Raw genomic sequence first — 18,387 nt, 5'->3', positions numbered from 1 at the left:
CGCCGCCGCCATTGCCGCCGCCGCCATTGCCGCCGCCGCCGTTATCGCCGCCACCGCCGCCGCTGCTGCCGCCTCCGCCGTTATTTCCCCCGCCCTGATTTTGACCGCCGCTGCCCGAGGTGCCGCTTCCGCCATTCCTGCCGGACCGTGAGCCTCTGTCATTCCTGTCGCTGTCTCCCTGCCTGCCGGTCACGGTCTGGATCGTGGCTGTTGGCTTGCAGAGAGCATATTCCAGGGTGCCAGGTTTGGCCCGGTCACAGCGTTGCACACGTGTTTGCGCTCCCACCAGTGCAGTGCTGGACAGCAAGATTGCAATACACGAAAACACAGTTGTTATCTTACTGCTCATGATAGTCCTCCTAAAGTGATCGCAAAAAACGTCACGATAAAAGGTTATGTTACTTAAAAATAACCCGCAATATATCATATATACTGTCACTATTATGGGCTAGTACGAAATAGGTAAGCAGTATTTGCTATTAATTTCTGGAATTTTACATCGGTTGTTTGGAGTATTTACTCGTTTTTCTGTCTTTCCAGAGTCGGCAAACCGAAAGCGGGCCGGTGCGTCGGTTCGTCTGTGTCGAATGCGTCTTAATGGGCTACGTTAATTTTATTTTGAAATTTTGGGCTAATCATGCAATTGGGTGGCGCAAGGCGCGTTCAAAGGTGTTGTTGGTTTCAGCCTCGGCTTCGGCTTTGGCGTAGTTTGGTCCACCTTCAGTGTAATGCCTAGTTTCATAAGCGAGCGGGACACCTGTGGAGTCCCCGTCATTTCAGGCAATATTGAAGGGCGTGGCATGATCAAAAAGATTTCTGTTCTGGCTTGCGCGTTGATTGGCGCATCAAGCCTAAATGCGCCTGCATTTGCGGGGCAACTTCAAGCAACGCGCGCCATTTCGGCGCCAGAAGGCTTCTCATCGGCCTGTCAGCGTTACAGCTGGTTGTGCTCCTCCAGAGGCGGCGCGACCATGAGCGATGACAAGGCGTTGGAGTTGCTCTCGCGGGTTAACCGCAAGGTCAATTCCTCAATTCGTCCGGCAGAAGACAGTGCCGTTTATGGTCGAAGCAATTACTGGTCGATGCCAGAAGGCGGGCGAGGCGATTGCGAAGACTATGCAATGGCCAAAACCAAGGCGCTGCTGGATGCCGGATTTCAAGCGAGCAAGATGGCCGTCTCGGTCGTGCTGGATCGCGGCGGCAATAATCACGCCGTGCTATTGGTTCGCCTGTCCGGGGGGGATTTCGTTCTCGACAGCCTGACAAGCACGATCAAACCGTGGGATCAAACGGGCTATACATTTCTTGCGCGTCAGAAATTCGACCACAAGGCCGCTTGGGAAGTCATTTTGTCGGGACCTCGCGCCAAGCAATTCAACGAGATCTAGCGACTTCCTGAAGCTGGCACGTCTACAACGGGGCGCTGTCTTTATTGATTGCGCAGTGTCAACTTGTCCGTCTGCATCTGAAGCGAGCCGAGGGTGGACAGGAATGTCATACCCAGCAAACTCTGCTCAAGCTGTCCGTCTTGCGCGACCAGCGCTGAGACGTTGCGCCTGACGATTGGACCAATGGCAATTTCTGACAGGCGAACGGGCGCGACGGACGTGCGGCCATTGGCTGTCATGACGGAAACCGTATAGGCCAGATTGTCCACGTCGATGCCCACGGCTTCGGCATCGCTTTTTGAGAGAACGACGGAACTCGCGCCGGTGTCGACAAGCATATGAACTGGCGCTCCATTGACCAGAGCATCGGTCTGGAAATGCCCGCTCACGGACTTGTTGAGAATGACTTCCTGCGTGCCGTCCTGCGCCGTGACAACGACCGCACGACCCGGTATGAGCCCCGCCAGAAGCGTTTCACCGAAACGTTGGAAATCATAGCGATACAGATAGGCTGAGACGAGGCCGAGGATGATGACGAGCCAGATGGCAAGCTGGCGGATGACTGTAGCCAAGCCTCCACGGTTGCCTGCCAATATACCGACCGAGAGAAGGGCCGCGATGGGAAGCAGATAGACCGCTTCTCCGAATTGATCGTTGTTGATGCCGAATGTCTGGCCGCTTTCGTGGTTGAAGATGAGCAAGGCCAGGCCTATTCCCATCAAAAGAAAAACGAAGGTCAGCCTGTTCATGCGCAAACGGTCTCCTCGCCACTCATTGTGTCTCGCGCTGCGGATCGCTGAGGAAGGTCGTCCATGATCCGGCGGCGCTGCTGGCTGCTGTAACCTGACCAGGCCATGATTTCCTCTATCGTGCGGTAGCAACCGTCACAGAGCCCATCAACGGGATCGAGCGAGCAGATATTTATACAAGGCGTTTCCATCAAACCTATATCTGACCTTCAGGCAAAGAGAGCAAGTGAGGCCAGCATCACGATCTCTGTGATCTGCTGCGTTGCGCCGATGGTATCACCGGTATGACCATCGATCTTACTTCTGCAGAACCGGCTGAAAAGGTAAGTCGCAGCAATTGACGCGGCAAGAGCGGCTAAACAAGCTTTGAGGGAGATAAAGGGCAGGGCAATCAGGATTGCGGCAGCGAAACCGAAGGCGAGGGCGGTCCTGGCCTCCGCCTTGCCGGGCTGTCCTGCCGCAACGGCAATGCCTGCCTCCTTTGCCGGCGGCAGAGATTGCCAGTGCCACACCATCAAGGCGCGGCTCACGCAGGCTGTTGCCAGCAGAATCGCTGCCACGGAAAGCGCCGAGGCCTCTCGGACAAGGGCAGCCAGACACGCCGCTCTGATGACAAAGGACGAAATGAGGGCCATGGCACCATAGGTGCCGATGCGGCTGTCCTTCATGATTGCGAGGGCTCTCGCCTTGTCGTGACCGCCGCCGAAGCCATCTGCCGTGTCGGCAAGGCCGTCTTCATGCAGGGCGCCGGTCACAAGGGTCGCCACCACCAGCACGATGACGGAAATGACGAGCGCATCGGCACCGGTCGAGGCAAGGCAGGAGGCGAGAATGGCAATTGGCAGGGTGATGAAGAGACCAGCCAAGGGAAATGCCCCGGCAGTCTCTGCTATGCTTCGCTGCGGTCCTTCAAAGAAGATATCATGCACCGGAATGCGGCTGAGAAAGCTCACGGAACGCATCGCATCGTTCAGAAATTCACCGGCCCGCAATCGCATCTCCAACAGTTGAGGCGGCGCATGTCGTATTTGAGGTTGTTCCTCTTCGCGTCCCCGATTATGAGAGGCGCAACAAACCCCGATTTGCTGGAAAACACAAGCGTCCGGCGCGACCAGAAAGACCGATATCATGAGCATGAGCGGATTGCCCTTTGATGATTTTCGTACGCTGCTTCGAGACCTGCCGGGACCGGATACGCACGCTCTCGTGGCTGCCAAGGAGCGCAATGCGCAACTGACAAAGCCTGCCGGATCGCTCGGACGTCTTGAGGAAATCGCCATGTGGCTGGCGGCCTGGACGGGGCGCGCACCCGCAGTCAACCGTCCGCTCGTGGCGATCTTTGCTGGCAATCATGGCGTGACCCGTCATGGTGTCACGCCCTATCCGTCTTCCGTGACGCAGCAGATGGTGGAAAATTTTGCCGCTGGCGGCGCCGCGATCAACCAGATCTGCGTGGCAAATGACCTTGGCCTGAAGATCTTCGATCTCGCGCTTGACTATCCAACCGGCGACATCACCTGCGAGCCGGCCCTTTCCGAGCGTGATTGTGCAGCCACCATGGCGTTCGGCATGGAAGCGATTGCGGGCGGCACAGACCTTCTTTGCATCGGCGAAATGGGCATCGGCAACACCACGATTGCGGCTGCGATCAATCTTGCTCTGTATGGCGGCAGCGCCGAGCAGTGGACCGGCCCGGGCACGGGCTCTGAAGGCGAGGTTATGGCCCGAAAGATTGCAGCGGTGAAGGCGGCTGTGGAATTCCACAAGGACCACCTTTCCGACCCGCTGGAAATCATGCGGCGTCTTGGTGGTCGTGAGATCGCGGCTATGGCAGGGGCCATTCTTGCTGCACGCGTTGAAAAAATTCCGGTCCTGATCGATGGTTATGTTGCCACCGCTGCGGCGGCTTTGCTGAAGGCTGCGAACCCGGCTGCGCTCGACCACTGCCTCATCGGCCATGTTTCCGGCGAGCCTGGCCATCTGGCCGCAGTCGAAAAGCTTGGCAAGACCCCGCTGCTGGCCTTGGGCATGCGACTTGGCGAAGGCACAGGTGCCGCGCTCGCCGCAGCTATCGTCAAATCTGCCGCCGCGTGCCATTCTGGCATGGCGACATTTGAAATGGCGGGTGTCGATACTCGCCGAAATAACTGAGCCAGCCATGGATAACGCTCCATTCACGCCGTCACCAGAGCCGGTTTTCCGCAAGGAAACCGGTTTTCGGCATCTCTTTGCTGCTGCGCGCTACTCCGCGCAGGGGCTGGCGCGTTTGTGGAAGGAAGCCGCATTTCGTCACGAGGTGCTGGCACTCGGCGCCGGGCTGGTACTGCTGGGCGTGATCGGAGCGCCATTGGCGCATTATCTGATCTTTTCGGTGCTGATGCTTCTGCTGTTTTCCGTCGAGGCGCTGAATACTGCGATAGAAGAAATCGTAGACCGTGTTTCGCCGGAGTTTTCTTCCGTCGCTCGCAACGCAAAGGATTTGGGCTCGTTCGCGGTTTTCTGTCTGCTGCTCGCCAATGGCGGCTTCGTGCTGTTCTCGCTTGTCAGCACGTTGTTCTTTTCACCCGTAACGCTGTAAGCGCCCGTAACGCTTTAAGCAAATGAGCGTTTGCGCGGCTGTACGAGTGTAACATCCTCGACTGCGGGAATGCTTTGCAGAACGCGCTTTGCGGGCAGAATGGCGATGACTTCCGTGCCTTCACGCAGTCTCGACTTCAAAACGAACTGACCATCATGCTTGGCCAGAATTGCCTGAACGATTGGCAGACCCAGGCCGGTGCCCTGTTCCGCACTCTTTATCGCAATTGAGCCCTGACCGAAGGCGGATAGAACGATCGGGATTTCTTCCTCGGGAATGCCGGGGCCATTGTCCTTGATGGACACATATTGTCCACCGCCTGCGGTCCAGCCCGCCTTGATGGTGATCTCGCCGCCCTGGGGGGTGAACTTCACTGCGTTGGACAGCAGGTTAAGGACAACCTGGCGGATGGATTTTTCATCTGCCCAAACCTGCGGAAGGCTGGTCTCGAATTGCTGCGAAATGCGGATATTCTTGGCGCGCGCGCGCAATTGGATCATGCCGACGCAATCTTCTGCGATTTCAAGAAGCGCTATTGCTTCTTCATGGAGGTCGTAGCGGCCTGCTTCAATGCGCGAAAGATCCAGAATCTCGTTGATGAGATCGAGAAGATGCTGGCCGGAGCGATGAATGTCGCCGGAATATTCCTTGTAGAGCGGATTGTTGAGCGGCCCCAGAACCTCCGACGCCATGACTTCGGAAAAGCCCAGGATAGCGTTCAGCGGTGTCCGAAGTTCGTGCGACATTGACGCCAGAAAGCGGGATTTGGCCATATTGGCTTCTTCCGCCCGTCTGCGCGCCTCGTCTGACATGGACTTGGCGACTTCCAGTTCGGCAATCAGATCGTCCTTTTCTGATTGGAAGGACAGGAGCTTGATGCTGGATTGATAGAGGCGTTTGGTCACATGGTTGCAGAACAGCATGGCCAGCGAGAACATCAAGGCCAGACCGATATCCAACGGGTTGCGTGAAAACACCGCCGTTACGCCGAGGGCGACCAGGACAGGCAGAAAGGTCATCAGCGTCGCACGCCGCAACAAAACGTTCGACGATGCGGTGATGGAAAGCGCAATCAGCAGCGTAGCGCCTTTGTAGAACATGATGAGCGATGCGTCGCCCGGCTCTATCTTCTGAATGGCAAACAGAACCCAGACCAGTCCTATTACGATCTGCGTGCCCAGGAAGATGTTGTTCCAGCCTGCCAGATTTGCGGGCGTGAGTTCCTGTCGCGATGCACGACGGGCAAACAGCAAAGAAATTGCGTGGATCGTCAGCGCCAGAAGCGACCAGCCCAGGATTTGCGGATCTCGGCTGATGTAAATGCCAACGCCGGTGGCGAGCACGATGAACAGCGGCATGATCGTGGCGCTTTGCAGTGTTTCTGCAATGTGCATCTGGAGCATGTCGCGCTCGAATGCATTGACGCTGATCGGGCCATACTGAAGTCGCTCACGGGTCGATTTGACCGTATCGAACACAGCCTTGTTGCGTCGCGTCCGGGACCGGTCGACGATATTCTTGTCGGCAGTGGTGCTGGCGTTCTTACTCATGACACAACGCATTTCATCTAAAGACTTGCAGCCTAGTGGCAAAATCTTAAGAAGATGCTGATGTGAAAGGATTTGTTTGCCATCTATAACAAGGATTTGTTGTTACATGCGACAAAAGTCAGGCAGAGCCTTCCGATTGAAGGACGGCATCATCGCCGCGCTTATCCTTGTGATGGGCACATTGATCGCCGCGAAGCTGGATGGTCTAGGCCAGGAGCGTTTTTCAGGCCGTTTTTACGCCGTGGATGGTGATACGCTCTCCCGCAGTGACGAACGTTTTCGTCTGGTCGGCGTCGATGCTCCGGAATTGCAGCAGACCTGTGGACGTGGCGAGCGGGAATGGTCCTGCGGCGCAGAGGCGAAGGCCTATCTCGCAACGCTCCTGAAGCGCGACGTTGTAGAATGCTCTGGCAACAAGCGCGATCGTTACAAACGTCTTCTCGTGCGGTGTTCGGTCGAGGGCAGGGATGTGGCGGCGCAGCTCGTCGCTGCGGGTTTTGCCGTCACGACCGAATATTTCCTGTTTTCGGAAGAACAGGCGCTGGCGCAATCGGAAAGGGCGGGCATCTGGTCTGGACCTTTCGTGCAGCCCAGAGACTGGCGGCGTGAGCACAAGGCTGCGGAGATGGATGCGCCATTTGCAGGGTTTCTTTCCCTGGTCCGTCATTTGCTGGGATGGTAAGACAGGAAATGACGGGGACTTCACAGCAGGATGACGAATTAATAGCCGCACTGCGTCGCGATATCAGCGGATGTCGAATTTGCCGCGACGCGCCCTTGAAGGGCGAGGGGGACCGTCTGCCGCATGAACCGCGTCCCGTCGCCGTTATCTCGACCAAGGCGCGGATACTGATTGCCGGTCAGGCGCCGGGCTTAAGGGTTCATGAAAGCGGGTTGCCATTCAATGATGCTTCCGGCAACCGGCTGCGCGAGTGGATGGATGTAAGCCGTGACGAATTTTACGATTCTAACCGCTTTGCGATAGTCCCCATGGGGTTCTGTTTTCCGGGCTATGACGCGAAGGGATCTGATCTGCCTCCGCGGCTTGAATGTGCGCCTCAATGGCGTCAGACCGTGCTCGACGCCATGCCGCAGATAGAGCTCGTCCTTGCCGTCGGGCAATATGCGCAGGCGTGGCATCTGGGCGCGGGCAGAATGAAGACAATGACCGAAACCGTCCATAACTGGCGAAATTATTTCCTTGTCAACCAAGGGATTTCGGTCCTGCCGCTTCCGCATCCAAGCTGGCGAAACAGCGCTTGGCTCAAGAAAAATCCATGGTTCGGCGAGGAAATGTTGCCGGTGCTGAGAGGATGTGTGGACAGATTGACGCGCTGAAACAAAATTCTTTTTTTCCGTTTTTTTTAGTGTAAATAGAGGAAAATAATTCCGGAGGAGAATGGATTGGACCGCCTCGATCGAAAAATACTTCGTATTCTGCAAGAAGACTCCACTTTGGCTGTCGCCGATCTGGCAAAGAAGGTGGGTCTCTCCACCACGCCATGCTGGCGGCGTATTCAGAAGATGGAAGAGGACGGCGTTATCCGTCGCCGTGTTGCCATTCTGGATGCTGCCAAGGTCAACACCAAGGTCACCGTCTTCGTTTCGATCAGAACCGCGTCGCACTCCATCGAATGGCTGAAGCGCTTCTCCGAAGTGGTCTCGGAATTTCCTGAAGTGGTCGAGTTCTACCGCATGAGCGGCGATGTGGATTATCTGCTGCGGGTCGTCGTGCCTGATATCGCTGCCTACGACGCTTTCTACAAGCGGCTCATCGCCAAGATCGAAATCCGCGATGTGTCTTCCGTGTTCGCGATGGAGCAGATCAAATACACGACCGAACTGCCGCTCGATTACATGCTGCTGGATAATCCGAAATCCGGCGAAGAGTGAAACAGAAAAGGCGCGCTGGTGGCGCGCCTTAGCACTGCTGACGAAGCTCTTTCAAGGATTGAGAACTTTGTCACCGACATTCCGGCTTTGAGCCCGAATCCAGCTGCGCCGCGGTGGCGGCGCAAACAGCCTTCATCAGCCGTTGAGCTTCGCGATCACGAGATGACCAGGCGTCGGGTGGCCTTCCTGCATTCTGACATTGATGTCGGTAACTTCGACAACTTCAAAACCCGTGGATGCCAGGCGTTCGCGGATATAGGCCTCTGAATGCGCAAAGCGCTGATGGGGGCCGACCATATAGGCGCGGCCTGCCAGAACCTCATCCGGTAGCGTTTCTGATGAAAACACAAAGATGCCGCCCTCGACCATGTTTTCAGCTGCTCCGAAGAAGAGCGGCTCCAGGGCGCCGAGATATGGAAGAACGTCCGTGGCCGTGATCAGATCGAAGGGCTCGTCGTCATTGTCTTCCAGAAAATCCTCGACCTCTGCTACGTAAAGCGTCTCATAGAGATCTTTTTCATGGGCGATTTCGACCATGTTTTCCGAGAGGTCGATACCGGTAATGTCGGCCGCCATATCACGCAAGGCCTCGCCAGTAAGCCCAGTGCCGCAGCCCAGATCGAGCATCCGTTTGAACGAGCCCAACTCCAGAGCCTGAAGGCGCTGCCGCACGATCATCGGCACGGCATAGCCCAACTGTTCTACAAGAATATCCTCGAAGGCTTCCGCCTGCTGGTCGAACAGCGTCTCAACATAGGCGTCCGGTGCCTTTGGCGGCGTTTCCCCGCGACCCATGGCGGCAATGCGAACGGCAGCGCCGCCATGATCCTCGGGATCAATAGCCAGAACCTCTTCGTAAGCCTTTACCGCAGCGTCAATATCGCCGGCCTTTTCCAGGGCTAGAGCGCGGTTATAGGCTTCGGCCAGAGCCTCTTCATCGACCTTCTGGTTCTTCATCATTGCACGCTTCCGGGCTTTCGTCAGGGTTTTGACGCCTGCTTAGTCGCCAATTCCTTCAGGTGCAATGCTTGATTTGACTCAATGAAGGATGAACTCTCCTTTGAGCGAACGCCATTCCTGCGCGGATATCAGCTGGCGGTGGACATATCGAACGGAGTGGAGGGGGCCGTCGAGCTTTTCCTTCCAGAACTTGAGAAAGCCCTTCATCTCGGGGAAGTCCGGCGCGATATCGTAATGTTGCCACAGGTAGGTCTGCAAGACCGTCGGATGATCGGGCATGTGATACAGAATTTCGGCCGTGGTCACGCCGTAGCCCTTCATCATCATTTCCATATCGTTGTTCATTGCATTTGCTCCCGTCGTTGGTGGTCGCCGATACCGAGAGGTATCACCTGCAATGGGAACATGAGATGATTAACCCAAGCTTGACAAGAACGCGGGTTGTCACAATTTTGTAAAATAAAATCAGTGTGTTAGCAGCGTTTTTGGGTGAGTGCTGCCAACGGTTTAGCGAATGAGATGGCGGGTGAGGCGGGCTTCGAGATACGCCCAGGTGTGGCGTAAGATCTCGACCATCGAAAGGTAGAAGATGGCCGCCCAGAGATAGGCCTGATAATCGAAGGTGCGCGAGAACGCATATCGTGTCTGACCCATCAGGTCATAGACAGTCACGATGGATACGACAGCCGACCCCTTGATCATCAGGATGATCTCGTTTCCGTAGGGACGCAATGCGACGATGAGCGCCTGCGGCAGGATGATCTTGAAGAATGTCACAGGCTTGGAGATACCGAGCGACGCCGCACCCTCCAACTGGCCTTTCGGCACACTCTGGATAGCGCCTCTAAGTATCTCAGCTTGATAGGCGGCGGTGTTGAGCGTCAGCGAGAGGAGACCGCAATACCATGCCTCCCGGAAGAACCACCAGAGGCCAACGGCTTCCATTTCTGGCCGGAAACTGCCTAGCCCGTAGTAGATGAGGAAGAGCTGCGCCAGCAACGGAGTGCTGCGGAATACATAGACGTAGGCATAGGACAATGTATTCAGGACACGATTTTTGGACATCCGCGCAAAGGCGATAGGTGCGGACAGAAGCGCGCCGATGAAGATTGACGTTCCAACCAGCGTAATCGTGGTGATGAGACCATCGATGTAACGCGGGCCATAGCGTGTGAACTTGTCCATGTCCCAGCCGGCAAACATGCTGTAGGCAAGTCCGAGCGCGAGAAGCAGCCACAGGCCAGCAACAGAAACGCCGATAACCTTCGAAAGGGACAGCGACTTGACCGGGGCTGGCGGGGCCGGGCGGGGCGGGATGAGGTGTTCGGCGTGGCTCATCGCGGCACCTCCGAACGCCGGGACCAACGGTCGATGAAGCCCAGGCCGAAGGAAGAGATAAGCGCAAGGACCAGATAGAGCAGGCAGGCAATGCCGTAGAAAAAGAATGCCTCTTTGCTCACCCGTGCGGCAATGCCGGTCTGGCGCAGAATGTCTGATAGCCCGATGATGGACACATAGGATGTATCCTTGAGCAGGATCATCCAGAGGTTCGTCATTCCCGGCAGCGCAATCCGAACGAGTTGCGGGATGATGATGAGCACCATCGTGCGATTGCGTGGCATTCCCAGCGCGTCGCCAGCCTCGTATTGCCCCTTGGGAATGGCGCGGAATGCTGAGAGCAGAACTTCCGCCGCATAGGACGAAAAAACCACCGAGAGGGCAATCATCCCGGCCACGAAAGCATTGATTTCGATGGGCCCGGTGATGCCGATATAGCCTCCAGCCGATTGCAACAGCATCTGGATGCCGTAATAGACGATGAAGAGTGTGAGCAGTTCCGGAAGACCCCGGAAAATCGTGGTGTAAATGCCGGCAGCCAGGCGAAGCGATTTTTCTTCGGATTGAGCCGCAAGGGCAATCAGAAACCCGATGATGAGCCCGACCGGTAGCGTCGCAAGTGCCACAGATATTGTGATCTTGACGCCGAAGGCAATTTCATCGCCCCAGCCCGCATCGCCACAGGCAACGAGCGTTCCGTTGCCGAAAAGAGAGAAGATGCCGACCGGTCCGCAGAATGGATCCAAGAGATGAGTGAGATAGGTCCAGAACGAACCTATGGCGGAAAGTGCTCCGCTCATGCCAATTTCCCCTGCGGACTTTGCCGCGCTTCTCGTATTGTTTTATTACCCTGTTCTCAAACAAAAATGGCGGAAGGGCAAGCCTTCCGCCACAATATTCAACAAACAAATCGCTTACTTGCCGTAAACGTCGAAGTCGAAATACTTGTCGTTGATCTTCTTGTATTCGCCGTTTGCGCGAATCGCGGCGATGGCGGCGGTCAATTTGTCAGCCAGCGCCTTGTCGCCCTTACGAACGGCAATCCCTGCACCCTGGCCATTGATGGCCTCGTCAACAGGCATCGGCGTCAGGATCTTGCAGCAGCTGCCAGCATCGGATTTGACCCATTCCGAGAGCACAACGATATCGTCGATAACGCCATCGATACGGCCGTTGGTGATATCGAGCTTGTACTCGTCAGCCGTCGGGTAAAGCTTGAGCTCGGAATCGGCAAGATGCTTCTCGGCATAGTTGGCGTGGGTGGTGGAACCCTGTGCGCCGATGGTCTTGCCCTTCAGCTCTTCGACGGACTTGATCGGTGAGTCCTTCGGTACGGCAATGGCGGGCGGTGTGTTGTAGTATTTCTTGGAGAAATCGACTTTCTCAAGACGCTCAGGCGTGATCGACATCGAAGCAACGATGGCGTCGAACTTCTTGGCCTGCAATGCAGGTATGATTCCGTCCCAGTCGTTGGTGACGAATGTGCACTCTGCCTTCATCTCAGTGCAAAGCGCCTTGGCGATATCGATGTCGAAACCGGTCAAGGTGCCGTCTGCTTCAAGAACGTTGAAGGGTGGGTAGGCGCCTTCCGTGCCAATGACCAGCTTGTCCTGCGCCATGGCGGCACCGGAGAAAAGCGACATCGCGGCAATCGATGCAGCAGCAAGCAGACGGGTGGAAATACGCATTTCGATCCTCTCTTTCGGCGAGTCTTCCGCACGGTTTGTTTCTTTTTTCCGGGCGGTAAATGTTTCGCGACGCCGCTGTCTGGGTAACGCTGGCGGCAGCGCTTGGCGGATAGTCTTATCCTTGTCGTGAAAATGCAACCCTAATCGTTTCGCATTGCGATGATCGCCACAATCGCTTCACGAAAAGACCTTGATCTGTTCATTTCCGGTACAGAACGCCTTGGTCATGATTGGAACAAGACCGCACCTCAGGCGTTGTTCACCGCCCGCATGTGCAGAAGGTTTAAAATGGCCGTGAGACAGCGGTACAGCAGTATAATTCGTTGATAGGTGAGGAAATACAATGCTCAAAAAGAACAAGCTGCTGACAGGGGTGGTTTTTCCGCTCATGTCGATTGCGATGGTGGCTGAGCCCGCTTTGGCTGCGTCCAATATAGGCTCGGTGCACTACTCGTCACAGCAGAACGCCGCCGATCCTGTGAACGCACCTTTGCTGCTTGCGCAGGCTGATCCTTCCGCCGAAGAGCTTTTGAAGAAGCAACAGCAGGAGCAGCAGAAGGAAGAGCCAAAGGCCGAAAAGCCACAGGAAGAAGCGCCGCGTCCCCGTCGTGAAGCCGCTCCGGAGGCTGCGCCTGAACAGCAGCGCCCGCGCCGTGAAGCACAGCCGGAAGCTGAGCCTGAACAGCAACAGCGTCCACGCCGTGAAGCAGCACCGGAAGCCGCGCCCGAAGCACCGGCCCGTCCGCGTCGCGAAGCACAACCAGATGCCGCTCCGGCAGAGGCCCAACCAGAACAGCAGCAGGAGCGCCCCAAGCGCCAGCGCGAACAGCAGCCTGCAGCCGAGGGCGAACAGCGCCCGGAACGTCCGCGTCGAGATGCGCAGCCAGATGCAGCCAAGCCCGGCGCAGCCCCGGCAGAATCGCAGTCCGAGCCAGCGCAGGAACGCCCACGTCGTGCACAGGGCGAGCAGCAGCCGGGAGCCGATCAGGAGCAGCCTCGAAACGGTGAAACGCGCCGTCCTGCATCCGAGACCGCCCCAGCTGCCGGTGAGAACAACGCTGAAAAGCCAGCCGTTCCCGGCAAGAAGCCAGCCGCGCCGGAGCCTGATGCAAAGACCGCGCCAGTTCCAACCGAACCAACAACTCCGGGCCGCTCTCCGCGTCCGGCGGAACAGCCTAACCCGGCACCGGGTCAGCAGCCTTCCGAACAGCCGCGTCCACCGCGCGCCGAGAACGGTGAGCCACCAGCGCCTATTCCAACATCGCCTACACCTGCACCGCAGGATGGCGCCACGACAGGACAGGCACCAGCAGGCGAACCGGTTCCAAGCCAGGTAGCGACACCGCAGCAGGAAGCGCCAGCATCCACACCTGAGCAGTTGAACAAGGCGAGGGCCGTTGCAAAGGATCCTTCGAAGTCCGCCGATACGGTTATCTTGCCGGTAGACAAGGGCGCCGCTGTTCTCGACAGCGACAAGGAAGCGGAACGCAGCGGCAACCAGCAGTCCCGCGATCAGCGTCGTCAGGAACGTGAAGCCGTTCGCGACTTCAAGGTTCCGACTTCAGATGCCGAAGCGCAGGCAGCGGCCCGTGGTGACAAGCCAGCACCGCAGATCAACATCCAGGCAATCACCAATATTCAGGGTGAGCGCATCGACCGTCGTCCGGATTATGACCGTCCAGAGGGCGTTCGTGAGTGGCAGCCTCGCGACATGCCACGCGGTGGTCCGCGCGACCGTGACATGGGCGACCGTGTGTTCCTGCAGTTCGGCGATCGCGTTGTCGTGCGTGGCAACGATAACGACCGCTTCATTCGTGACGGTGCAAAGCCCTATTACGAGCGACTGCCCGATGACCGTTACCGCGAAACAATCGAACGGTCTGACGGTACGCAGGTCGTGACAGTTCGTAACCGCTACGGCGATGTAATCCAGCGGTCCCGTATCGACAGACGCGGTCGCGAGTATGTCCTGTTCTACGCACCTGAGCTCGTAGACGAGCCGGACCGCGAATATGTCTATCGCGACCCCGGCCTCGACCTGCCGCCGATGCGCCTGCGTATTCCGGTTGAGGACTACATCATCGACACTTCCACCGATCCGGATCGCGATTACTATCGCTTCCTGGAACAGCCGCCAGTGGAGCCGGTCGAACGTGTCTACACAATGGATGAAGTGCGCTACTCCGCCCGTATCCGTGACAAGGTGCGTCGTATCGACCTCGATACCATCACCTTCACGACGGGAAGCGCAGAAATTCCGATGAGTCAGGCCCAGTCGCTGCGCAAGGTGGCGGACGCGATCAATAAGGTGCTTGAGAACAATCCGGCGGAAACCTTCCTGATCGAAGGCCACACCGATGCGGTTGGCAATGATGAAAGCAACCTTGTCCTGTCGGATGAGCGCGCCGCATCTGTCGCCAACGTCTTGACCGACGTCTATGGCATTCCGCCTGAAAACCTGACGACGCAGGGCTATGGCGAACGCTTCCTGAAGGTCCAGACACTCGGCGCATCGCAGGAAAACCGACGAGTCACGATCCGCCGCATCACCTCGCTGGTGAAGCCGGTGGCTCAGAAGTAACCTGAAAACGTTCTGAGACCGATTTATGCAAGTAAAGAACGCCCCCGAAAGATGATCTGTCTTTCGGGGGCGTCTGATTGTGACGGGCACTTTCAGGCGGCAATATCTGCTTTGTTGCGAATAAAAATACGTCGCGGTCATGCCAACATTCGAAAAGAAGTGGCGCAACTCTACCGACGCTTGGCGCTTAGGGGGCGAGTCGCACTTTCCGGAGCAATTGAACCACCCCCGTAAAACCGATCATTTCCGGGGGTGGTTTCATGTAAAAGCAGCTGGCGTTTAAACGCTGTCCGCTCAACCAAGGGCGACGGCGATCTCGGCTGCCAGGCGTGCATTGTTACGCACAAGAGCGATGTTGGTTTCGAGGCTGCGGCCTTCTGTGATCTCGAAAATCTTGGCCAGCAGATAGGGCGTTACAGCTTTGCCGGCAATCTCGTCTTCTTCCGCGTAAGAGAGCGCGCGGGTAATATAGATTTCCATCTCCTCGCGCGAGATCTCATCGGCCTCGGGAACAGGATTGGCCACCAGCATTCCGCCATCGATGCCAAGCTGTTCGCGCGTCGACTGGAAATTCGCGATCGCGGCAGGGCTGTTCAGTGAGAGAGGGCTCTTGAGGCCAGATGCTCTGGACCAGAAGGCGGGAAATTCAGTCGAGCCGAACGTTACCACGGGAACACCGTTGGTTTCCAAAACCTCAAGCGTCTTCGGGATATCGAGTATGGCTTTGGCGCCAGCACAGACAACGATGACGCCAGTCCGCGCAAGCTCCGTCAAATCTGCGGAGATATCGAAGCTCTCTTCTGCCCCGCGATGAACGCCGCCGATACCGCCGGTGGCGAACACTTTGATACCTGCATGTTCTGCAGCAATCATCGTGGCGGCGACCGTGGTGGCGCCGGTGCGCCTCTCAGCAATCGCAAAAGCGATATCAGCGCGCGACACCTTCATCGCATCCTTGGTTTGCGCCAAAGCCTCAAGCTGGCTCTTCTCTAGCCCGATGTGCAGGTTTCCGTGCAGGACGGCGATGGTTGCGGGGACGGCACCCTGATCCCGGATGATCTGCTCGACGCTTTCAGCCATATGGATATTGCCGGGGTAAGGCATTCCATGAGTAATGATTGTCGATTCGAGCGCCACGATTGGTGCACCGCGCTGCTTGGCGGCGGCAACCTCATCCGAGTAGGTGATTGGTAAAAGCGGGGGCAGGGGTTTTGTCATCGTATCATCCAGTTCGAGGTTTGTGCTCTCTTCACAACATTTCGGCGTTTGGAACAAGGGCCAGCATGTTTGCGAGCAAATCCACGTCCAGTTCCGCCGCCGTCGCGCTAAAGGACTGAACGGTTATGGCCGCAGCCGCCGCTCCCCAGCGTAATGCTTCAGATGGCAAGCGGCCCTGGGCAATCGCGGCCAGATAGCCGGACGCCATTGCGTCTCCAGCGCCGGTTACGTCGCAGACATTATCAATGACGGGAGGTCTGAGCACAGCCGTCTCATGCTCCGAAAATGCAATGACATGTTGGGCACCACGGGTGACAACGCCACCGCGCAGTCCAAGTGCTTGCAGGTGGTCGGGCCATTTGCGAATGTCTGTCACAGTTTTGCCGGTCAAGGCGCCTGCTTCCGCCTCGTTCATGAAGAGAACATCGATTTGAGGCAAAGCTTCCTTCAGGCGAACGACTTTTGCAGGCGAGATGGCAATCGCCGCCAAAGGCTTTTGGTTCGCCACGGCGGCGGTTGCTATTGCCTGCAATGTATCCTGCGGCAGGTTTGCGTCACAAAGCAGGATGTCGCTTTCCATAACGGCTTCGCGAACGGCGCGTACCCGCAGTCGACGCGGCGTAAACAGTTTGTAAAGGTCCATATCCGCGATGGCGATGACGAGGTTGCCGTCCCGCTCCAGAATTGCTGTGTAGCTCGGCGTGCGACGATCAAGGAAGGTAAAAGGCATGTCCTCTACGCCGGCCTCTCTCGCCGCTGCGGCGACGGTTTCGCCATTGGCATCACCGCCGCGCGGGGCAATGATCCTGACGCTGAAGCCCAGCCTTGAAAGATTGCGGGCCGCATTGAAGCCACCGCCTCCGGCTTCTTCCATCCAGGAACCGGGATTGCTGGCACCGGCGATGGTTTCACTCTCGATCATGCCACGGCGGTCCAGATGTGCGCCGCCTAGAACGAGTATCTTCTTCACTGCAGTTTCCTCTTTTTGACCGTTCAGGGGCGGCGCGATTCGTCACGGACGCCGGTACGGCACGCTAGTTCATAGAGCGCTTTTTCCACAGCGCAAAAAGAAAAACAAAAGTAGAACAAAGGACTTATCCATATTTGTTTTCAATATGATGATCGGCGCTTGTGGCATGAGAACAAATAAAGTACAAAATCGACACAGAGAGCTTCATTGCCTGTGCGGCTTCAATAACCTAAAGGTGGTTTACAGATGGCACAAAATTCTTTGCGTCTTGTAGAGGACAAAGCAGTGGATAAAAGCAAGGCACTGGAAGCGGCGCTTTCCCAGATCGAACGTTCGTTCGGCAAGGGATCGATCATGAAGCTCGGTTCCAATGAAAGTATTGTCGAGGTAGAGACCGTTTCGACCGGTTCGCTCAGCCTTGATGTCGCACTTGGTATTGGTGGTCTGCCGAAGGGCCGTATCATCGAGATCTATGGACCGGAAAGCTCCGGTAAGACGACGCTCGCCTTGCAGACCATTGCCGAAGCGCAGAAAAAGGGTGGCATTTGCGCCTTCGTTGACGCGGAGCACGCGCTTGATCCAGTCTACGCCCGCAAGCTGGGAGTCGATCTCCACAATCTGCTTATTTCCCAGCCAGACACGGGTGAGCAAGCCCTCGAAATTACCGATACGCTCGTGCGTTCCGGCGCGGTTGACGTTCTGGTGGTCGACTCGGTGGCGGCGCTCACTCCACGTGCTGAAATCGAAGGCGAGATGGGCGATAGCCTGCCGGGCCTTCAGGCGCGTCTGATGAGCCAGGCGCTGAGAAAGCTGACGGCTTCGATTTCAAAATCGAAAACGATGGTGATCTTCATCAACCAGATTCGTATGAAGATCGGCATTTCCTACGGTTCGCCTGAAGTGACGACCGGCGGTAACGCGTTGAAGTTCTATGCTTCTGTCCGCCTCGACATCCGCCGCATTGGCGCCGTTAAGGACCGTGAAGAGGTTGTTGGTAACCAGACGCGCGTGAAGGTCGTCAAGAACAAGATGGCGCCTCCCTTCAAGCAGGTCGAATTCGACATCATGTATGGCGAAGGTGTCTCCAAGACCGGTGAACTCGTGGATCTCGGCGTGAAAGCCGGCCTGGTCGAAAAGTCGGGTGCCTGGTTCTCCTATAACAGCCAGCGACTGGGGCAGGGGCGTGAGAACGCCAAGACCTTCCTCAAGGAAAACCCTGCCGTTGCCAACGAGATCGAACTGGCGCTGCGCCAGAATGCCGGTCTTATCGCCGAGCGTTTTCTGGAAAATGGCGGACCCGAAGCCGACGGTGACGCGGTCGATCCAGACGCTTGATCGCGGGCGCAGCCTGGCGACACGTCTTTGTATTTCAGGTTTAGGACGTTCAAGGCCGTGCGATTGTTTCGCGCGGCCTTTATTTGTGACGGAACGTCATCCTCTTTGGCTGGACAGGCAATGACGCGAGCGATAAAAG

General features: G+C 56.8%; 19 protein-coding genes. 8 read left to right on the top strand and 11 right to left on the bottom strand.

Features of this window, described 5'->3' with window-relative positions:
- Nucleotides 1-647 precede the first annotated feature (647 nt).
- Nucleotides 648-1,388 carry a transglutaminase-like cysteine peptidase gene (locus ASF69_RS19435; RefSeq protein ID WP_244475521.1) on the top strand — a complete coding sequence of 247 codons (741 nt, stop codon included), beginning with the start codon at nucleotides 648-650 and terminating at the stop codon, nucleotides 1,386-1,388.
- Between the two features lie 41 nt (nucleotides 1,389-1,429).
- Here the strand turns inward: ASF69_RS19435 and ASF69_RS19430 are convergent, their stop codons facing one another.
- From ASF69_RS19430 to cobS, 3 genes are read right to left on the bottom strand one after another with little or no spacing between them, the layout of a single operon-like run.
- A complete protein-coding gene (locus ASF69_RS19430; RefSeq protein WP_062589858.1) occupies nucleotides 1,430-2,137 on the bottom strand; it encodes a TIGR02281 family clan AA aspartic protease in 708 nt (235 codons plus the stop codon).
- The gene (locus ASF69_RS22880) at nucleotides 2,134-2,328 is read right to left on the bottom strand and encodes a DUF1289 domain-containing protein (RefSeq protein WP_082469791.1); all 195 of its coding nucleotides are present in this window, start codon (nucleotides 2,326-2,328) and stop codon (nucleotides 2,134-2,136) included. The genes ASF69_RS19430 and ASF69_RS22880 overlap by 4 nt, the downstream gene beginning before the upstream one ends.
- A gap of 18 nt (nucleotides 2,329-2,346) precedes the next feature.
- Nucleotides 2,347-3,135, bottom strand: a complete 789-nt coding sequence (gene cobS, locus ASF69_RS19425) for an adenosylcobinamide-GDP ribazoletransferase (protein ID WP_200939109.1) — start codon at nucleotides 3,133-3,135, stop codon at nucleotides 2,347-2,349.
- Between the two features lie 130 nt (nucleotides 3,136-3,265).
- Here cobS and cobT point away from each other — a divergent pair, with 130 nt between their 5' ends.
- Nucleotides 3,266-4,288, top strand: a complete 1,023-nt coding sequence (gene cobT, locus ASF69_RS19420) for a nicotinate-nucleotide--dimethylbenzimidazole phosphoribosyltransferase (protein ID WP_062589856.1) — start codon at nucleotides 3,266-3,268, stop codon at nucleotides 4,286-4,288.
- Between the two features lie 7 nt (nucleotides 4,289-4,295).
- A complete protein-coding gene (locus ASF69_RS19415; RefSeq protein WP_062589855.1) occupies nucleotides 4,296-4,715 on the top strand; it encodes a diacylglycerol kinase in 420 nt (139 codons plus the stop codon).
- A gap of 14 nt (nucleotides 4,716-4,729) precedes the next feature.
- Here the strand turns inward: ASF69_RS19415 and ASF69_RS19410 are convergent, their stop codons facing one another.
- Entirely contained in the window at nucleotides 4,730-6,265 is a 1,536-nt protein-coding gene (locus ASF69_RS19410; RefSeq protein ID WP_062589854.1) for a HAMP domain-containing sensor histidine kinase, read from the bottom strand.
- A 106-nt stretch (nucleotides 6,266-6,371) separates the two neighbouring features.
- Between ASF69_RS19410 and ASF69_RS19405 the strand changes: the two genes are divergently transcribed.
- From ASF69_RS19405 to ASF69_RS19395, 3 genes are all read left to right on the top strand, one after another.
- Complete coding sequence (locus ASF69_RS19405; RefSeq protein WP_062589853.1) at nucleotides 6,372-6,947, top strand: thermonuclease family protein; 576 nt, start codon at nucleotides 6,372-6,374, stop codon at nucleotides 6,945-6,947.
- An 8-nt stretch (nucleotides 6,948-6,955) separates the two neighbouring features.
- Nucleotides 6,956-7,603: a uracil-DNA glycosylase family protein gene (locus ASF69_RS19400; protein ID WP_062589928.1), complete on the top strand. Its 648-nt coding sequence runs from the start codon at nucleotides 6,956-6,958 to the stop codon at nucleotides 7,601-7,603.
- A gap of 66 nt (nucleotides 7,604-7,669) precedes the next feature.
- Nucleotides 7,670-8,158, top strand: a complete 489-nt coding sequence (locus ASF69_RS19395; protein ID WP_062589852.1) for an Lrp/AsnC family transcriptional regulator — start codon at nucleotides 7,670-7,672, stop codon at nucleotides 8,156-8,158.
- 135 nt (nucleotides 8,159-8,293) lie between these two features.
- Here the strand turns inward: ASF69_RS19395 and ASF69_RS19390 are convergent, their stop codons facing one another.
- From ASF69_RS19390 to ASF69_RS19370, 5 genes are all read right to left on the bottom strand, one after another.
- Complete coding sequence (locus ASF69_RS19390; RefSeq protein ID WP_062589851.1) at nucleotides 8,294-9,118, bottom strand: class I SAM-dependent methyltransferase; 825 nt, start codon at nucleotides 9,116-9,118, stop codon at nucleotides 8,294-8,296.
- A 78-nt stretch (nucleotides 9,119-9,196) separates the two neighbouring features.
- Nucleotides 9,197-9,463 (bottom strand): usg protein, encoded by a 267-nt coding sequence (locus tag ASF69_RS19385; protein WP_062589850.1) that lies wholly within the window; start codon nucleotides 9,461-9,463, stop codon nucleotides 9,197-9,199.
- Nucleotides 9,464-9,625: 162 nt separating this feature from the next.
- Complete coding sequence (locus ASF69_RS19380) at nucleotides 9,626-10,456, bottom strand: ABC transporter permease (protein WP_062589849.1); 831 nt, start codon at nucleotides 10,454-10,456, stop codon at nucleotides 9,626-9,628.
- Nucleotides 10,453-11,256 carry an ABC transporter permease gene (locus ASF69_RS19375; protein ID WP_062589848.1) on the bottom strand — a complete coding sequence of 268 codons (804 nt, stop codon included), beginning with the start codon at nucleotides 11,254-11,256 and terminating at the stop codon, nucleotides 10,453-10,455. The genes ASF69_RS19380 and ASF69_RS19375 overlap by 4 nt, the downstream gene beginning before the upstream one ends.
- Before the next feature lie 114 nt (nucleotides 11,257-11,370).
- Nucleotides 11,371-12,144, bottom strand: coding sequence for an ABC transporter substrate-binding protein (locus ASF69_RS19370; protein ID WP_062589847.1), 774 nt, complete (start codon nucleotides 12,142-12,144; stop codon nucleotides 11,371-11,373).
- A 343-nt stretch (nucleotides 12,145-12,487) separates the two neighbouring features.
- Between ASF69_RS19370 and ASF69_RS19365 the strand changes: the two genes are divergently transcribed.
- On the top strand, nucleotides 12,488-14,725 hold the full coding sequence (locus ASF69_RS19365) for an OmpA family protein (RefSeq protein WP_062589846.1): 2,238 nt from the start codon (nucleotides 12,488-12,490) through the stop codon (nucleotides 14,723-14,725).
- Nucleotides 14,726-15,019: 294 nt separating this feature from the next.
- On the opposite strand, the gene ASF69_RS19360 is transcribed toward ASF69_RS19365, so the two are convergent.
- Together ASF69_RS19360 and ASF69_RS19355 are read right to left on the bottom strand one after the other, a co-directional pair.
- On the bottom strand, nucleotides 15,020-15,943 hold the full coding sequence (locus ASF69_RS19360) for a pseudouridine-5'-phosphate glycosidase (protein WP_062589845.1): 924 nt from the start codon (nucleotides 15,941-15,943) through the stop codon (nucleotides 15,020-15,022).
- A gap of 31 nt (nucleotides 15,944-15,974) precedes the next feature.
- A complete protein-coding gene (locus ASF69_RS19355) occupies nucleotides 15,975-16,913 on the bottom strand; it encodes a carbohydrate kinase family protein (protein WP_082469790.1) in 939 nt (312 codons plus the stop codon).
- A 246-nt stretch (nucleotides 16,914-17,159) separates the two neighbouring features.
- Between ASF69_RS19355 and recA the strand changes: the two genes are divergently transcribed.
- Nucleotides 17,160-18,248, top strand: a complete 1,089-nt coding sequence (recA, locus tag ASF69_RS19350; RefSeq protein WP_062589844.1) for a recombinase RecA — start codon at nucleotides 17,160-17,162, stop codon at nucleotides 18,246-18,248.
- Nucleotides 18,249-18,387: the final 139 nt, after the last annotated feature.

Origin of the sequence: Rhizobium sp. Leaf311 (genome assembly GCF_001423445.1) — a bacterium.
Classification (GTDB): Bacteria; Pseudomonadota; Alphaproteobacteria; order Rhizobiales; family Rhizobiaceae; genus Agrobacterium.
The sequence above is the reverse complement of the archived record's forward strand: the minus strand, read 5'-3'. Positions and strand labels throughout refer to the sequence as shown.